We start from the raw sequence: 14,909 nt of genomic DNA, 5'->3' as shown, positions 1-14,909 counted from the left end.
AATTTTAAAAATTCCCCTGATATACTCATAATACAATACCTCAACTCAATATTTAACCCAAAAATGTAATTTAGTTATTATCAATCTATTATTATTCTTGAATATATATCACCCTGCAAATGGAGATTAATAAAATTAAAAGAAGCCCAAACACATCAAGTTTGAGCTTCTCCATTAAGTTGTTATTTAATCAATGTCATTCTCTTTGTCATTGTTTCTTAACAGTTTAATTGATTTCGTGGAATCGGAAAATTGCAGTGGCAAAAAGTGATAAAGTGTATCAGCACTCTTGTAACTCAATTGTTTACTTACAAGGTAAGGAGGGACCCCAACCTTAACAAGCAAACTAGCATGCGTTTTTCTTAAATCATGGAAGGTAATTTTACTAATATTCGCTTTATCAACTAAACGATTAAATCTAGTACGAACAGTCGATGGACTTTGAATTCCACCGCCTTTTTTAGGGAAAACCAGATCAAGTTCATCGTGGTACTGGCCACCTAGCACTTCCTTCATTAGTTGCTGTTCTTCTTTGTGCTTTTGTAACTTAGGTATCAAATGTGAAGGGATCATTACCTTTCTATAATCACTTCTCATTTCCACAATGTTATGTTTGCCACCTACTCCAGCATCCACAATTTTGTTAACAATTATCATCTTATGCTCAAAATCAATATCACTCCATGATAGAGCCAAAATCTCCCCAAGTCGTAATCCTGTAGATATTTCAAACTCATACATCATACCTTCCCCTTCTGAGTGAGCGACTTCAAGTAACTTTTGTACTTCTGATTCACTCAAAATTATTGGACTACGATTTGAAGTATGTCTCTTTTTAATACGACGCATAGGATGCTTATTTATTAAACCTTCCGTAACAGCCGAGCGGAACAGAGTGGATAAAAAGTTTTGAATACTACCAATTGTACCTTCTGAATATCCTTCTCGACTTTTTTGATTAAACAATTCAAGTATTTCTATTTCGGTAATGTCAAGGAGATTCATGTCACCAAAGTACGGTACAATATGTTTTTCTAGCAAGGCTTGTCTTACTTTGAATGTCTGTGTTGCAATCATGTGGGCATGTTCTCCGTAAAACCAGTCTTTTGCATATTGGCTGAAAGGGACCTTTGTAGATTTTTCACCTTTATGGTCCACTACCATATCAATACGCATTTCCTCTTTAATGCTTCCGAGTTGTTCAATAAATTCATCCGCTTCTTCACTCGTTCTAAATCCTTTCTGATTTAGACGATACATCCCAGTTTGAGGGTCTATTCCCTCACCAAAAATCACTGCATAGCTCTTTTTATTTCCTTTTTCGATGATTACTTTTTTCGCCATATCTTTTACCTCCAAGTTTTAAGTATATTGGTGATAGATTCCTCATTACCCCCATAATTACTTTTTTATTTTGTATTAACATTAACTATTTAGCTCAAGTATCATTTTAACTATGAAACTTTCTGCTGAATCATACCCGTCTAAATGCTTCTAAACCCTAATAGCCTCATTTTCGAGTTTAATATAACAGGTTATTCTTGTTTAATCCCCTTATCAGTGGTTTTAGTATTCTTACTGAAGGGATGAATTGAGATCTCAGAAATCGGTAAGTACGGTCTTACGAATTCATTTATCGAATCAATACTTTTATGACCTAAACGTATACTTACTTGGTAAGGGGATTCACCAGCTTTAACTAGCAAGGTAGCATGCGTTTTCCTTAAATCATGGAAGTTAATTTTCCTTATATTTGCTTTGTGAACTAAACGATTAAATCTTGCACGAACGGTCGATGTACTTTGAATTCCACCGTCTTTCTTTGGAAAAATAAGATCTAATTCATGATGGTAGTCATCACCAAGTTGTTCCTTCATCAACTGCTGTCCTTCTTTATGCTTTTGCAGTTTAGGCATTAAATGTGTAGGCAATGGTATCGTTCGATAGCCTCTTCTTAATTTTGCAATTTCGTGTTTAACGTCCCCGCCAGAAACAACATTCTTATTAACAGTTATTGTCTCTCGTTCAAAATCAAGATCACTCCACGAAAGGGCCAATATCTCTGCTAACCTCACTCCTGAACTAATTTCAAATTCATACATCATACCTTCACCTTCTGAGTGAGCGACTTCAAGTAGCTTTTCTACTTCTGATTCACTCAAAATTACCGGAATACGATTCGGAAATTTTACCATGTTCATAAAGCGTACAGGATTTTTATCGAGATATCCTTTCTTCACAGCCGAACGAAACAATGTAGATAAAAAGTTATGAACGCTACCAATTGTACTTTTCGAATATCCTTCACGGTCTTTTTGAGCAATTAATTCTGCTATTTCCTGTTCATTAATTTCATGAAGGTACTTATCACCAAAAAAAGGAACAATATGTTTATTTAATAAAGCTTGTCTCACTTTGAAAGTTGTTAGTTTAATCACATGAGCGTGTTCCCCATAAAACCAATCTTCTACGTATTCATTAAAAAGGACCTTCGTTGCCTGTTGCCCTTTTTGTTCTGTTTCCATTAAAATACTTAATTCACGGTTATCACTACCAAGTTCTTCAAGAAACATTTCGGCCTCTTCACTCGTCGGAAATGATTTTTGCTTCATATAATGTTTGCCAGTTCTATAATCTAATCTCTCATCGTAAATCACTGCATAACTAGTTTTCTTTTCATTTTCCATTACTACTTTCTCAATCATCCTTTTACCTCCAATTTTGAAGTATGTTTGGTTCAATACGTCAACTGCAAAACACATACTTACTTGTTTTATTTTTAAAATTTCACATAACTATCTATGAATCTAATGAAGTTTAAACATTATTTATTGATTTTGACTTATAAAAAACATCTATTGTTTTACATGAATCACCCCTTTCAATTGTTACACAAGGTCAAATTGACAAATAAAAAAGGGCAGACGGATAGTGAGTTCACTAATCCATCGCCCAGGTTCTTCCTGCTGCAATGTATTTACATAAGGCAACTATATTGAATTACCTTCATTATAGTTGAAGGTATTACTACGTAGCAATTACTAGCGATAAAAAAATTCTACATTATTCATTAAATGTGAATATCGCTCACGAAGCCTCAAAGACTGCGATTTCATGTCCAGTTTAAATGATACTCCAGGATAGTCTACAACCTATTGATGGTTAATTAATTTTTCTACCTGAATCGTTCTGGTGCCATCTAAGTGATAAAAGCTCCCCTTGCCTTGCTCCTGTAGAAATCATTAAAAGAACAAGGTGCCTCCATTGATTAAGACTAGTATTTGAATTATTGTTCATTTTTCTCATTCCTTTCGTTGTTTTCAATAAGATTCTCTCTCTCAACAGCTAATCCATGATAAGGGTAGTTATAGATGTACTTTACAAATAACCACCCTTACTTATTCAAACTGCCATTGAAACTAATCAAGGTATCCGTTTAATTCAACATGAATTGGTAAATAACCGAGCGTTGTTTTTAATTTACTATGCCGAAGTTGTCTTTGAATTGACCGGTAATCGCTCCCCTCTTTATACAATAGATAAGCCATTGTGGCTCTTAGATCATGGTTGGTTACTTTCCGTGATATGTCTGCTTTCTTTCTAAGTTCATTCAGTAACTTATTAAGGTCCGTCGGGGTGAACGGCTTGTTTTTAACAAAAAACAACTCCTTATCTTGTTCCTTTGACCAATCTTTAAAATAGGGATGATCCATATATTCCTTAAGCTTCTTCTGGAGAGCATCTGTCATGCGAACCGTACCAATTTTCGTTTTACGACCTTTATCAATGACAATGATGTTGCGATCCAAATCTATCTGTGAAGCAGTAAGCTTACATAATTCCCTTGCTCTTAATCCACAAGTGGTTTGAAGCAAAATAATCAAATAGTATTGTTGAAAAAAAGGATCGAGATCAAAGGCTGCCTTTAAAAGCTTTATGCAATCCTCTTCACTTAACGCTCTGTTTCTAAAGGATTCGTAGTAGAATGGGTTTTTAAAATGTCTCAGTGGATTATATTCCATCAAATCATAATCCACCAATAAGTCCATAAAGCTTTTTACCACGGTAAAACCAAGTTTGGCTTGTGATCTTGGTTTATGATCGTGAAGATACTCAATAAATCCATCCATAAAATCAAGGTCAATCGGGGCATACTTATCATGAATCTTGCTGTAATAAAACTTGTCAAAGTCAAGCTCCCCCTTCCATCCCACTAACCCTAAATAGTCCTCAAAGACTTTTAAATGGCTAATATACATTTGAACAGAATTGGGCTTTAAGGTATTAAGTTCCTTCCACTTCTGAAAGTACATCGACGAAAAGAGAATTCCTTCCACTAGACATCACCTCCTAAGTGTTTTAATTGGTCTGTTTCAAGCTGTGCAAATGGATGTTTATCTATTGCTTTTTGGTACTGCTCATCAAATAGATTTAAATAAACTTCTGTGGATGCAATGGATTTATGCCCTAACAATTTTTGGACAATGTATATATCCATTCCACTCTCAAGGGCATAGATCGCAAAGGAGTGACGATAGGAATGAGTCGAATAGTTCACTTTCACCTCTTCTCCACGATCACTGTCCCATACCTTATCTTGAATCACGTTATTCTCAATCGCCGTATCAATTAAACCTCTAACCATTTTTTGAATGGCCCGATTGGACAGAGGGTTACTCCCTGCGTCATCAGAAAAAACATATAGGTTCTTATACTCGTTATCTTTTAGAACCTTCATTAAATGGGAGTAAGTGAAAGTAATATAGTATTTCATTGCCTTGATGGCTCCTGGTGTCATATACCGTTTCACTTTTGCTCGCTTTTTCCGACCTTTGGCTTTCACCTTTATCCAACCTTGCTTTACATTCACATCCCCAATTTGAAAATGTAACTCGTCCACTCTCATCCCTGTTCCTACGAGCGTCCAAAGGATCGTATAGTTTCGAAGGGCACAACGTGTTAAGCGAGACAAATTAAGCAAATAATCAATTTGTTCTGCGGTAAAGGCTCGTGGGGGCTGTGGGTCTGGATTATCTAGATGTAATGCCCTTTTATTTAATTGGTTGATTTTTTTCTCACTTAGCAGATCCCTTGCTACTGAATCGATAAACGTTCTCAAAAAAGCCGCTTTTTTTCTTCGCGTCGCCTCTGTTTTAGCCACTTGATCTAAATAGTCCTCTAATTTTTGAGGGGTTAATACCTCTTTTAACAAGACATCTGTTGAGATATCCTTATCGATATTGACCCCAAAATACTTACAAAAACTTCTCGTTTCACTTTTATAAGATGACTGTGAGGAAGGGGAAACATTTTGGTAGGTTGAAAATTCATCCTCTAAAAAGTGCTGCGCTCCCTCCAGCAACGTCATCTCTTTACTTTTAGAGTTCTTCGGTTCCGTTAAAAGAACACCGATGGAGCCAAGTTCTTTTTCCACTTGAACTTGGCCGTATTTATTCAAAATCCCTTGTATTTCTTTATGAATGGTGAATTGAGGATGGTCCTCTTTTTCTAGGGCCACGCTAATTCACCTCCCACGGAAACGAAATCTGTTGTGCTTTTTCGTTCACTTCGTCCTCTGTCCGGTGGATATAGAGGGAAGTCGTGGCTAGGTCCTCGTGCCGCGCCAAACGTTTAAGTGCCTTAGGTACAACATCTTGCTTGGTCAGACTCGTAATATAAATGTGCCGCAGTTGATGGGGACCACTCGCTTCTTTCCAGTCTGCAATCAAGGTAAAGATTCTGTACTTTAAAGATAAGAGGGCTCTTAGTGGTTGTTCCTTTTTTCCAAACACAAGCCCGCTCTCTTGTTTTTCTACCTCCTGTAGGAGATCCATTACCCGTGGAGGTAGCGGTAAGGAGTGCACCTTTCCTCCCTTTGCTGTAAACTTTACGTCCTGAAGGCTCCAATTAATATTTTCCCAACGTAATTTCGCCAGTTCACATGAACGAAATCCAAGATAGAGCATAAACCCGAAGGCGAGTTTATCTAGTTGTGGTGTGTCGGAATATTGCTCGATGGCGGTAAAGAACTTTTCGATCTCCGCATCCGTTGGCATATAACGAGATTGATAGTCATCCCCCTCAATATTCCGTATGCCTCTTGTAATATCGTTTTTCAAAAACCTCATATGATAGAGGGTACTAAAGACCGTTTTAATATTTTTGAAATGTTTCATAGAACCATTTTCTGCAAACCGGCCGCTTTGGACTCCCTTGATGAGATAGTTTTTATACGTCTTTAAGTGTTCTTGTGTAAACAAGGTAAAGGGAACTTTCTCGATGGGATAAGCACTAAATTCATTTAGAACATTGCAGGACCATCGTAAGTAACGATGCAGATCAAATCGATACTTATCTAACCGGTCTGGTTTAGTTCCATGCTGCTTTTTATATGTCAGAAACGATTGCACGGCCGGCGGCAGCACCAACTCTATCCGTCCTTTGGGTGTATACGTTAAAGACGATTCGGTAAAGGGGTTCATTTGTTTGTAAAATAAAGCAAAGTTTTGGTGATAAAACTGACTCGTCATTACCTCCTCATAGAGTTCTAGATTTAAAAAGTCTTCTCGTCCAAGTTCAGATGTTCTTTTTCGAGTTGCCTTACTAACCAATGACTCAAATTCGGTAAAACGTAAAATGAGGAGGAACAACGACTTATAATTGAGTTGCTTCGACCGCTTTACTAAAAACTGACGAATCAGCTTGGACTCTAGTTCGCTGATTAGATTGTCAATAAACCACTGCTTTAACCCTTTCTCTCCTAAGGGAATCACATTCTTTTGATGAGAGGTTTGAAATAAGCTTTCCATAATGGAGATCAACTCTTTCTGCTTGAATTTATCTCCATTATGAGCAAGCATATTCGATTTTATACCTAGTTCCTGCGAATTTTTGTTCAGATAACAACCGGACCATGCACTTAAGTTCCCTCCTCCAGTTCCAGAAATATACTTATTCAAAAAGCCTTCTACGCTGCTTATCCCGTCAAATTCCGAGATGGTCTCTCCTTCTTTCTCGACGGATGGTTTCTCTTCCATATCAGCACCGCTTAATTCAGAAAAGTCATTTTCAAAAACAGTCAAATTACCTTCCGTAAAATGCTCATCTATGCTTCTCTGTTGATCCGCTTCTTCAAAAGTAAAATCAAATAAAGATAGCTGCATTGGATCTTTGACTTGCATAAATAAGTCCCCCTTTCACATTCTTTTTTCAAAACTTAAAACGGAAATCATTTTTTCAATAGCCTATAGCAACAAAAAAAAGCACTGCCCTTATATCTGTAGAAGGCACACGTATGGTGTACTTCTGCCAGATATAGAGACAGTGCTTCTGCTCTAGATCTATTGATAAAATAGATTATTAAATTTTATCGCTAAGCTTTGAAAGAATTTTTTATTGATTGCTTGTAATTAAAATCTATCATATCCATAATATCCTTTGCAACCATAAGTAAAAAAATTTTAAGAATAATATTTTGGGTTAAGAATTAGAATAATATACATGCTTTTAAATAAAAGTTTCACTACACAATATTAGGTGATAACGAAGTATATCTATTTCCACTTAGATTCATTGCTGTCAAAAAAAAATCATAAAAACGCAATTTTGTTCTTGACAGTTCATTATATTTCACTTTATGATGTGTTACATAATCAAATTTTTTATTCAAAATAAAAATAAATCGATAGGTAACCCCACAGATTGGACTAGGAAGGACCTGCCAATCCAAGTATAAGATTATTAACTTATGATCTTATTCTTGGGATGCAGTCTGCCTTTCTTACCATATCTGTGGGGTTTTTCTTTTTGATTAAACCAGGAGGTGATCAAGTTGAAAAAAACTGAAAAGCGCATCCCTTGGGAATCTCTACCGGATACTTTGACAGCAAAACAAGTATGCGAAGTCCTAGAGATACCAATAAGAAGGGTTTATGAGTTGTTTAAAATTCATGTTGATTATGGGGGGATACCTACTTTTCAAATTGGAGCATCAATAAAGGTGGACAAAAAGGATTTTAAACAATGGAATGATAGGAGAGAAAGTAACAATTCTAGATAAATAACACGTTAACTTAACTGTTACAGATAGCAACTTAGTTAACATGGAAACAAGAAAAAATAAAATTAAACCCCATAGATTGGTATGAGGAAGCACCCATCCAATCCAAGAAATAAGATGGTTGGTATTACACCACCTTGTTGTCTTGGGAGGAGTGTGCCTCTTATATCACATCTGTGGGGTTTTCTTTTGACCCAACAGGAGGTAATTATGATGAAGGAAACAAAAAGACACACAACTTGGGAATCTTTACCAGATATTTTGACAGCACAACAAATTAGCGAATTCCTTGGATTAGCTAGAAAAACAGTTTACGAGTTATTTAAAGTTCCTGTTCATCAGGGTGGAATTCCCAACTATGAAATTGGTAATTCAAAAAGAGTGGAAAAAGCCGATCTTATAGAGTGGATTAAGCAATTAAAAGAGAAGAAATCAGCATAATGGTTGATGGAAACAAATGTAATTGGAAAAGGCTCTAGTTATATGAGCCTCTTCCTCCCTTAGTTCATCCTAATATATAAACTTGAAAGCGAGGTAATCAATAAATATGAAAGGTTATTATAAAAGAAGGAATTGTAAGTGTGATGACCCTAAAAAATGTTCTTGTGGAAAATCATGGACATACTGGGTAGACATTGGACCCGACCCGAAAACTGGAGAAAGAAGACAGGAGAGTAAAGGTGGATTTAAAACAAGGAAAGATGCAGAAGATGCTGTAGCAGCGTTAATAACTGATGTGAAACAAGGTACTTTTATCAAGGAGTCAAAGATTTTATTTAAGGACTTTGCTGAGCAATGGTTGCCTATGTACATTGACCGAACTTGTCCTAAACCAGGAACCATTCGGCTTCGAAAATATGGAATAAATAAATTGCTCCCCTACCTTGCTCACATAAAGCTAAAAAATGTTTCAGAGGAAATGTTCCAAGAAGCATTAAATGATTTAAAAGCTAGTAACTTGGCCAAAAGTACACTGGAGGGCATCCTTGCAACTGGTAAAATGATTTTTGATATGGCCGTCCATAAGAAACTTATAAGAGAAGACCCGGCAAAGAAGGCCTATATTAAAAAAGATCCGAAAGTAATCAATGAAACGGATGATGAGAAGAATCAGGATGAAGAGCTCCCAAATTACTTTGAAAAAGAAGAACTCAAGGTCTTTTTGGATGTAGCTAAAAAAGATGGACGATTTATGGATAATCTCATCTTCACATTGTTAGCCTATACTGGTATGCGGGTAGGTGAGTTAGTTGTACTTAAATGGAAAGATATTGATTTCACAAAGCGAACTGTCCGCATTAACAAAACGTACTATAACGAATATAACAATATCGCTAAATATGAATTAGTACTACCTAAGACAGAGAAATCTAAACGAAAAATTGTGGTATCAAACCTTGTTATTGAAATGCTAAAAAGACATAAGGAAGAACAAGAAAATATCATTGCTAGATTAGGGGATTCATACAATAATAGGGAATTTGTTTTTACAAATGTTAAAAGCCATCAAGGCCTACCTATCTTAACAAAGTTAGTGGAAAATAGGATGACAAGATTACTTAAATTAGCCAATTTAAATACAAAACTTTCTCCTCACAGCTTACGTCATACGCACACTTCACTACTTGCGGCAGCTGGAGTAGAGCTCGAGGACATTAAAGATCGCTTAGGCCACTTTGATGATGCAATAACCAGGAAGATATATCTTCATGTAACAGATCCTGTGAAGAAAGAAGCATCTGACAAATTTGATAACTTCATGGAAAGCGCTTAGTAATCGCTTAAAGTGACAGTAGAATGTATCAATTTGCATTCACTTTGAAAATTCGATGGAATAATATATATCGCTAGGCAAAACACAATGAAAACCACAACAGAAAATACTGTATAACTCGCATACAAAAAGGCACGGAGAACTGTTCTTCGTGTCTTGATTATTATTTCCGTAAAATCGATAACTATAAATCATAAGCTTGTACATTACCACATATGTATTAAAAAAATCATAGGAAGAGGTATTGGTAATGGTTAGAAGCATTTTAAAGATAGTTATTTTCATTCTTTTTAGTTTCATATTAATATTTAGTCTTGCTTTGTTAGATAAGTTTATTAACCTTGGTTTAACAAAAGACATGTACAACTCATTTGTAACTCCGTTTTTATTGATGGTATATTTTATATTTGTTTATACTTCTTTCCGGAAAGATTTTTTGATACGATTTATTTTGACAAGAGAGTTGTATAAGGTTATCTGTTATCCTATATTCTTATCACTTTTTTTAGTTTTTGTCATTAATGCATCTAGGTTTGTTCCGCTTTATTATGGTGGAGAAATAATTGGGGTAGGTAGTAAGCAAGGTACTGACTTTAATGAATTAAGTACTGTAGGAAAGTTTTTGTTGGTTTCTTTATTTACAGGATTTACTGAAGAGGTTGCATTTAGATATTTAGCTTTTGGAGGATTGTTCCTATTCCTTAATCAATTAGTTGCCCCCCTCCCTCATCATCATAAAAGTGGATCTAAGCCACCCTTTAAAGTAATCGAATTTCTAATTGAATTAAGAGAAAAACTTTTTTTCAAAAAAAATAAATATTATTTATTTTCTTGGCTGCTATTGACCTCTTCTATATTTGCTTTTGCCCACGGACCAGATATCACTAATTTCCATTTATATTTTCTACCAGGTTTTGCATTTGGGTGGTGTTTCATAAGGTATGGTTTTTTAGCCGCATGGATATGCCATGCTAGCTTTAATGCATTGTCATGGCCAGCTTTGATTATTATATATAGCCTCTTATTATGATGTGGCGAATTCTAGAGACTCCTTCATATTTCACTATACAATTATCTGTTATACCGTAGGACCTCAGGAACGTATCCTATCTAAAAAAATCGAATATTTACGTGATAATGTAACCAAAATGCACCACAATGTGCTGCATTTCCAATTTAACAATAATTATACTTCATTAAGATCGTAGTTTTTAATTTTTTAATTAATGGTCTAAAAAAATATTGATTGCTCATACTAGAACTGGTAAGATAATTACATTAAGAATTTAAATACTATTCCACAGTAGCTCAGTTGGTAGAGCAATCGGCTGTTAACCGATCGGTCGTAGGTTCGAGTCCTACCTGTGGAGCCATATTAAAAATATGATAAAGTGTAAAATCGTAAAATCGATTTTATACTTTTTTTATGCATACAAAAAACAACAACCGCCATCATGACAGTTGTTGTTAAGTATTGAATATATTCCTTTATGCTCTGTTGGATGAACCAAACTCACGCATTTTTCCTTTTACCGTCGCTTTTATTGCGTCCCGTGCTGGTCCTAAATATTTTCGTGGGTCATATTGACCTGGGTTATCAGCAAGAGTTTCACGAACCGCTTTGGAAGATGCAATTTGGTTTTCTGTATTTACATTTATTTTTGCATGTCCAAATTGGATTGCTTTTTGAATATCTGCTGTTGGAATACCAGTACCACCGTGTAATACAAGAGGAATACCAACTAACTCATCGATCTCTTTCATGCGTGCAAATCCAAGGTTAGGCTCCCCTTTGTATGGACCATGGACAGATCCTAATGCTGGTGCAAAACAATCAACACCCGTTGCTTCTACAAGTGCTTTACACTCAGCTGGAATAGCATAAGCAGCTTCGGCATCATCTACGATTAAATCATCCTCTTGTCCACCGATACGTCCAAGTTCCGCTTCAACGGAAACCCCCAACGTATGAGCTACAGCTACTACCTGCTTCGTGATGGCAATGTTCTCCTCTAACGGATGATGAGAACCATCGATCATCACGGAAGTGAATCCAGCATGTATTGCTTCTACGCACTTCTCAAAACTTGAACCGTGGTCAAGATGGATAGCTACCGGCACAGTAACATCGTACTCTTCCATTAGATTTTCAACCATTCCCACAACTGTTTTGAAACCACCCATATAACGGGCTGCCCCTTCTGACACACCACAAATAACAGGCGATTTTTCTTCCTCTGCGGCTAGTAAAATTGCTTGCGTAAACTCAAGGTTGTTTAGGTTAAATTGACCAACAGCATACCCTTCTTCTTTTGCTTTTACTAGCATTTCTTTCATGGAAACTAATGGCATATTCCTTCCTCCCTCTTAATAATGAATAAATAACTTTATTTTCAACAATCACGAATTTTATAACAGCTTGTCTAGCTTTTACTATCCAGCATTCCAACTCCTAAAACTCGTAGATTGTTAATATGTATTTAATGTAAATTAATCTTACAATAAAATCCTATCATAACTTATCGTATTCCCGAAATTTCATGTAAGCGTACATCATTATTGGTTTGTTTAATAATCCTTCCCTTTTCTTTTGTTTTCTATCATATTTAAAAACAATAATATTCTCTATAGTATTTTGTTCTAAGAAGTTTTTGATACAAAATCTCTTAAGAAATGAATTGCCATTTCTTATAGCAATTGTTTTTAATCTCATCCATTTGTTATATTAATTGTAGAGTTCCAAGTGAATGGGGCAAATATTGAAAGATAGCGGTGAAAAAATGTGTTAAAAGATGTTAGAGAAGAAACAACGAACAAAGAAATGGAACCAACGAATCATCTATTTTTGGAATATTTAGCTCGTTATTATTTTACGTTACCATTGAGTAAAGGGCGGGTTCTAGAAATCGGATGTGGAAGTGGTTATGGTACAAAATTAGTGGCAAAAGCAAAGAAAAAGATAATAACGGAAATAATCGGTATTGATTTTAACGAAGAGATGATTAATGAGGCTCATAAAACACAATACCATCCATTATTATCGTTTCAATTTATAGAAGATACTAACGAAGAAAGCTTTAAGAGCTTAGGTACTTTCGATACAATCTTTTCTTTTGATTTATTTGGACAACTCCCAAATCCTCAAGAATTTTTGTTATCTGTTTTCCAGTTACTAAATCCAGGAGGTACGTTAATTCTTACAGTAGCCTTGGAATCAAGGGAAGTTAGCACCGAAAAACCTCTACATCCTTATACGTTAACAGAAAGCGAACTAATAGGCTTTCTTCATCATGAAAAGTTAATCTTCCATAATGTCGATTTTTATTATCAACATGGTGTTGTTATTGAAGGAAAAAAAGGTCCTGCAAATCAAAATACAAATTGTATTATTGTTGCGAGAAAAGACTTAGAAGTATCCCTTTGATCACTAAGACTCTGAACAATGCATTAACTATTTTAATAATTCCCAACCAGTAGAGAGTTCTAGTTCAGGGTATTTATCTTGGAAAAAGCGAAGAGTAAATTCATTTTCGAAAAGAATAACAGGACGTCCTTGTTGGTCATTCACGAGCATTTTACGATTATCCAGCATTTTATCTGTTACTTCACCTTTTGTTACCCATCGGGCTAATTCATAACTAAAATGCTGAAATTCTATATCCGTGTTATACTCGTTTTTCATACGATATTCAAACACTTGGAATTGAAGTTCTCCTACAGCACCAATAATGAAATCTTCAAAATATGGCGTTTTATATAATTGTATGGTACCTTCTTGGACCAGTTGAGAAATACCTTTGTGATATTGCTTATGCTTTAAAGCGTTCTTTGCCATGATTTTGGCAAATTTTTCGGGAGGAAATTGCGGCATTTCTTCATAAGAAAGCATTTCATTGCCATTGACTAGTGTATCACCAACTTGAAAGACTCCTGAATCATACAGCCCGATAATGTCACCAGGCATCGCTGTATCTACATTTTCCCTTTCTGAAGCAAAAAAGGAGTGCGATTGACTAAGCCTCATTTTCTTTCCTGTTCTTGATAACATGACTTCCATACCTCTTTCAAACTTACCAGAACAAATACGTAGGAAGGCAATTCGGTCACGGTGATTAGGATTCATATTGGCTTGAATTTTGAAAATAAAGCCAGTAAATGTATTACTGTTTGGACTCACCCATTCTCCAGATGCTTTTCTTGGCATCGGTTCCGCTGCAAGTTGTACAAAGTTGTCTAGAAAGGATTGAACTCCAAAGCTAGACAAAGCACTACCAAAAAAGACAGGCGTTAATTGGCCATTCTGTACCTTTTCTTCCGTAAATTCATTACCTGCTTCCTCTAAGAGCATGATGTCCTCTTCCAATTTCTCCTTTTCAAAGGATTGTAGTACCTGTTGCTTCTCATAGGGAACTATTTCCCGTTCGTGAGATTCATTATATACTTCTATCTTCTTATCAGGAATACTATAAATACCTCGTAAGGTTTTCCCCATCCCAATTGGCCAGTTCATTGGATACGTTTCCATCTCTAGAACATCTTCAATTTCGGCTAATAGTTCTAGCGGTTCTTTCCCCTCTCGATCTAGTTTATTTATGAACGTTAAAATAGGAATTCCCCGCATACTACAAACTTTAAATAACTTAAGGGTTTGTGCTTCAATCCCTTTCACACTATCAATGACCATCACTGCAGTATCTACAGCTGTTAAGGTTCGATACGTATCTTCACTGAAGTCTTCATGACCAGGGGTATCTAAAATGTTTATTTGAACATCTTTATAAATCAGCTGCATGACACTAGAGGTTACAGAAATCCCCCGTTGTTTTTCAATTTCCATCCAATCAGATGTGGCAAATTTCCCTGATTTTTTTCCTTTTACTGTTCCCGCACTTCGAATACCACCCCCGAGATACAACAATTTTTCCGTTAACGTCGTTTTTCCTGCATCTGGGTGGGAGATAATTGCGAAGGTTCGTCTTGGTTGTTCATTACTCATATACATAACCCTTTCTATAAAAATACTTAAATAATCATTATGGTCAAAAACAAAGACACTAAATCATACTCAGCGCAACA

Annotated in this window: 13 protein-coding genes and 1 tRNA gene; 6 read left to right on the top strand and 8 right to left on the bottom strand. The window is 35.7% G+C overall.

The features are described 5' to 3' along the window. Positions 1-186 precede the first annotated feature (186 nt). The 6 genes from BW724_RS01440 to BW724_RS01420 form a co-directional block, all read right to left on the bottom strand. Positions 187-1,344: a tyrosine-type recombinase/integrase gene (locus tag BW724_RS01440; protein WP_088073334.1), complete on the bottom strand. Its 1,158-nt coding sequence runs from the start codon at positions 1,342-1,344 to the stop codon at positions 187-189. A 191-nt stretch (positions 1,345-1,535) separates the two neighbouring features. Continuing rightward, the gene (locus BW724_RS01435) at positions 1,536-2,705 is read right to left on the bottom strand and encodes a tyrosine-type recombinase/integrase (protein WP_176371247.1); all 1,170 of its coding nucleotides are present in this window, start codon (positions 2,703-2,705) and stop codon (positions 1,536-1,538) included. Positions 2,706-3,162: 457 nt separating this feature from the next. Continuing rightward, positions 3,163-3,324: a site-specific integrase gene (locus tag BW724_RS23415; RefSeq protein ID WP_176371246.1), complete on the bottom strand. Its 162-nt coding sequence runs from the start codon at positions 3,322-3,324 to the stop codon at positions 3,163-3,165. Positions 3,325-3,419: 95 nt separating this feature from the next. Continuing rightward, positions 3,420-4,337, bottom strand: a complete 918-nt coding sequence (locus BW724_RS01430) for a tyrosine-type recombinase/integrase (protein ID WP_088073332.1) — start codon at positions 4,335-4,337, stop codon at positions 3,420-3,422. Next, entirely contained in the window at positions 4,337-5,518 is a 1,182-nt protein-coding gene (locus BW724_RS01425; RefSeq protein WP_088073331.1) for a tyrosine-type recombinase/integrase, read from the bottom strand. The genes BW724_RS01430 and BW724_RS01425 overlap by 1 nt, the downstream gene beginning before the upstream one ends. Position 5,519: 1 nt before the next feature. Then, positions 5,520-7,181 carry a tyrosine-type recombinase/integrase gene (locus BW724_RS01420; protein WP_088073330.1) on the bottom strand — a complete coding sequence of 554 codons (1,662 nt, stop codon included), beginning with the start codon at positions 7,179-7,181 and terminating at the stop codon, positions 5,520-5,522. A gap of 650 nt (positions 7,182-7,831) precedes the next feature. On the opposite strand from BW724_RS01420, the gene BW724_RS01415 reads away from it, so the two are divergent. The 5 genes from BW724_RS01415 to BW724_RS01395 all read left to right on the top strand — a co-directional run bounded on the left by BW724_RS01415 (position 7,832) and on the right by BW724_RS01395 (position 11,206). Further along, positions 7,832-8,059 carry a helix-turn-helix domain-containing protein gene (locus BW724_RS01415; protein ID WP_088073329.1) on the top strand — a complete coding sequence of 76 codons (228 nt, stop codon included), beginning with the start codon at positions 7,832-7,834 and terminating at the stop codon, positions 8,057-8,059. A 213-nt stretch (positions 8,060-8,272) separates the two neighbouring features. Beyond that, positions 8,273-8,500, top strand: a complete 228-nt coding sequence (locus BW724_RS01410; RefSeq protein WP_088073328.1) for a helix-turn-helix domain-containing protein — start codon at positions 8,273-8,275, stop codon at positions 8,498-8,500. Between the two features lie 106 nt (positions 8,501-8,606). Next, entirely contained in the window at positions 8,607-9,833 is a 1,227-nt protein-coding gene (locus BW724_RS01405) for a site-specific integrase (RefSeq protein ID WP_088073327.1), read from the top strand. A gap of 250 nt (positions 9,834-10,083) precedes the next feature. Beyond that, on the top strand, positions 10,084-10,863 hold the full coding sequence (locus BW724_RS01400) for a CPBP family glutamic-type intramembrane protease (RefSeq protein ID WP_088073326.1): 780 nt from the start codon (positions 10,084-10,086) through the stop codon (positions 10,861-10,863). A gap of 267 nt (positions 10,864-11,130) precedes the next feature. Beyond that, positions 11,131-11,206 (top strand) — tRNA-Asn (locus BW724_RS01395). Positions 11,207-11,321: 115 nt separating this feature from the next. Here BW724_RS01395 and fba read toward each other — a convergent pair. Further along, complete coding sequence (gene fba, locus BW724_RS01390; RefSeq protein ID WP_088073325.1) at positions 11,322-12,185, bottom strand: class II fructose-1,6-bisphosphate aldolase; 864 nt, start codon at positions 12,183-12,185, stop codon at positions 11,322-11,324. Between the two features lie 430 nt (positions 12,186-12,615). On the opposite strand from fba, the gene BW724_RS01385 reads away from it, so the two are divergent. Beyond that, positions 12,616-13,257: a class I SAM-dependent methyltransferase gene (locus BW724_RS01385; RefSeq protein ID WP_088073324.1), complete on the top strand. Its 642-nt coding sequence runs from the start codon at positions 12,616-12,618 to the stop codon at positions 13,255-13,257. Between the two features lie 27 nt (positions 13,258-13,284). Here BW724_RS01385 and BW724_RS01380 read toward each other — a convergent pair whose 3' ends face one another. After that, positions 13,285-14,829 carry a peptide chain release factor 3 gene (locus BW724_RS01380; RefSeq protein ID WP_088073323.1) on the bottom strand — a complete coding sequence of 515 codons (1,545 nt, stop codon included), beginning with the start codon at positions 14,827-14,829 and terminating at the stop codon, positions 13,285-13,287. Positions 14,830-14,909: the final 80 nt, after the last annotated feature.

This window comes from Litchfieldia alkalitelluris, from assembly GCF_002153425.1.
Lineage (GTDB): Bacteria > Bacillota > Bacilli > Bacillales > Salisediminibacteriaceae > Evansella > Evansella alkalicola.
Note: the sequence above shows the minus strand (reverse complement) of the source record. Positions and strands in the feature narration are given on the sequence as shown.

What these genes read in the sequence shown, in the direction of transcription:
- BW724_RS01380 (WP_088073323.1), bottom strand. Translation starts at nt 14,829, where the DNA reads ATGAGTAATGAACAACCAAGACGAACCTTCGCAATTATCTCCCACCCA.
- BW724_RS01440 (WP_088073334.1), bottom strand. Translation starts at nt 1,344, where the DNA reads ATGGCGAAAAAAGTAATCATCGAAAAAGGAAATAAAAAGAGCTATGCA.
- fba (WP_088073325.1), bottom strand. Translation starts at nt 12,185, where the DNA reads ATGCCATTAGTTTCCATGAAAGAAATGCTAGTAAAAGCAAAAGAAGAA.
- BW724_RS01400 (WP_088073326.1), top strand. Translation starts at nt 10,084, where the DNA reads ATGGTTAGAAGCATTTTAAAGATAGTTATTTTCATTCTTTTTAGTTTC.
- BW724_RS01435 (WP_176371247.1), bottom strand. Translation starts at nt 2,705, where the DNA reads ATGATTGAGAAAGTAGTAATGGAAAATGAAAAGAAAACTAGTTATGCA.
- BW724_RS01410 (WP_088073328.1), top strand. Translation starts at nt 8,273, where the DNA reads ATGAAGGAAACAAAAAGACACACAACTTGGGAATCTTTACCAGATATT.
- BW724_RS01405 (WP_088073327.1), top strand. Translation starts at nt 8,607, where the DNA reads ATGAAAGGTTATTATAAAAGAAGGAATTGTAAGTGTGATGACCCTAAA.
- BW724_RS01420 (WP_088073330.1), bottom strand. Translation starts at nt 7,181, where the DNA reads ATGCAAGTCAAAGATCCAATGCAGCTATCTTTATTTGATTTTACTTTT.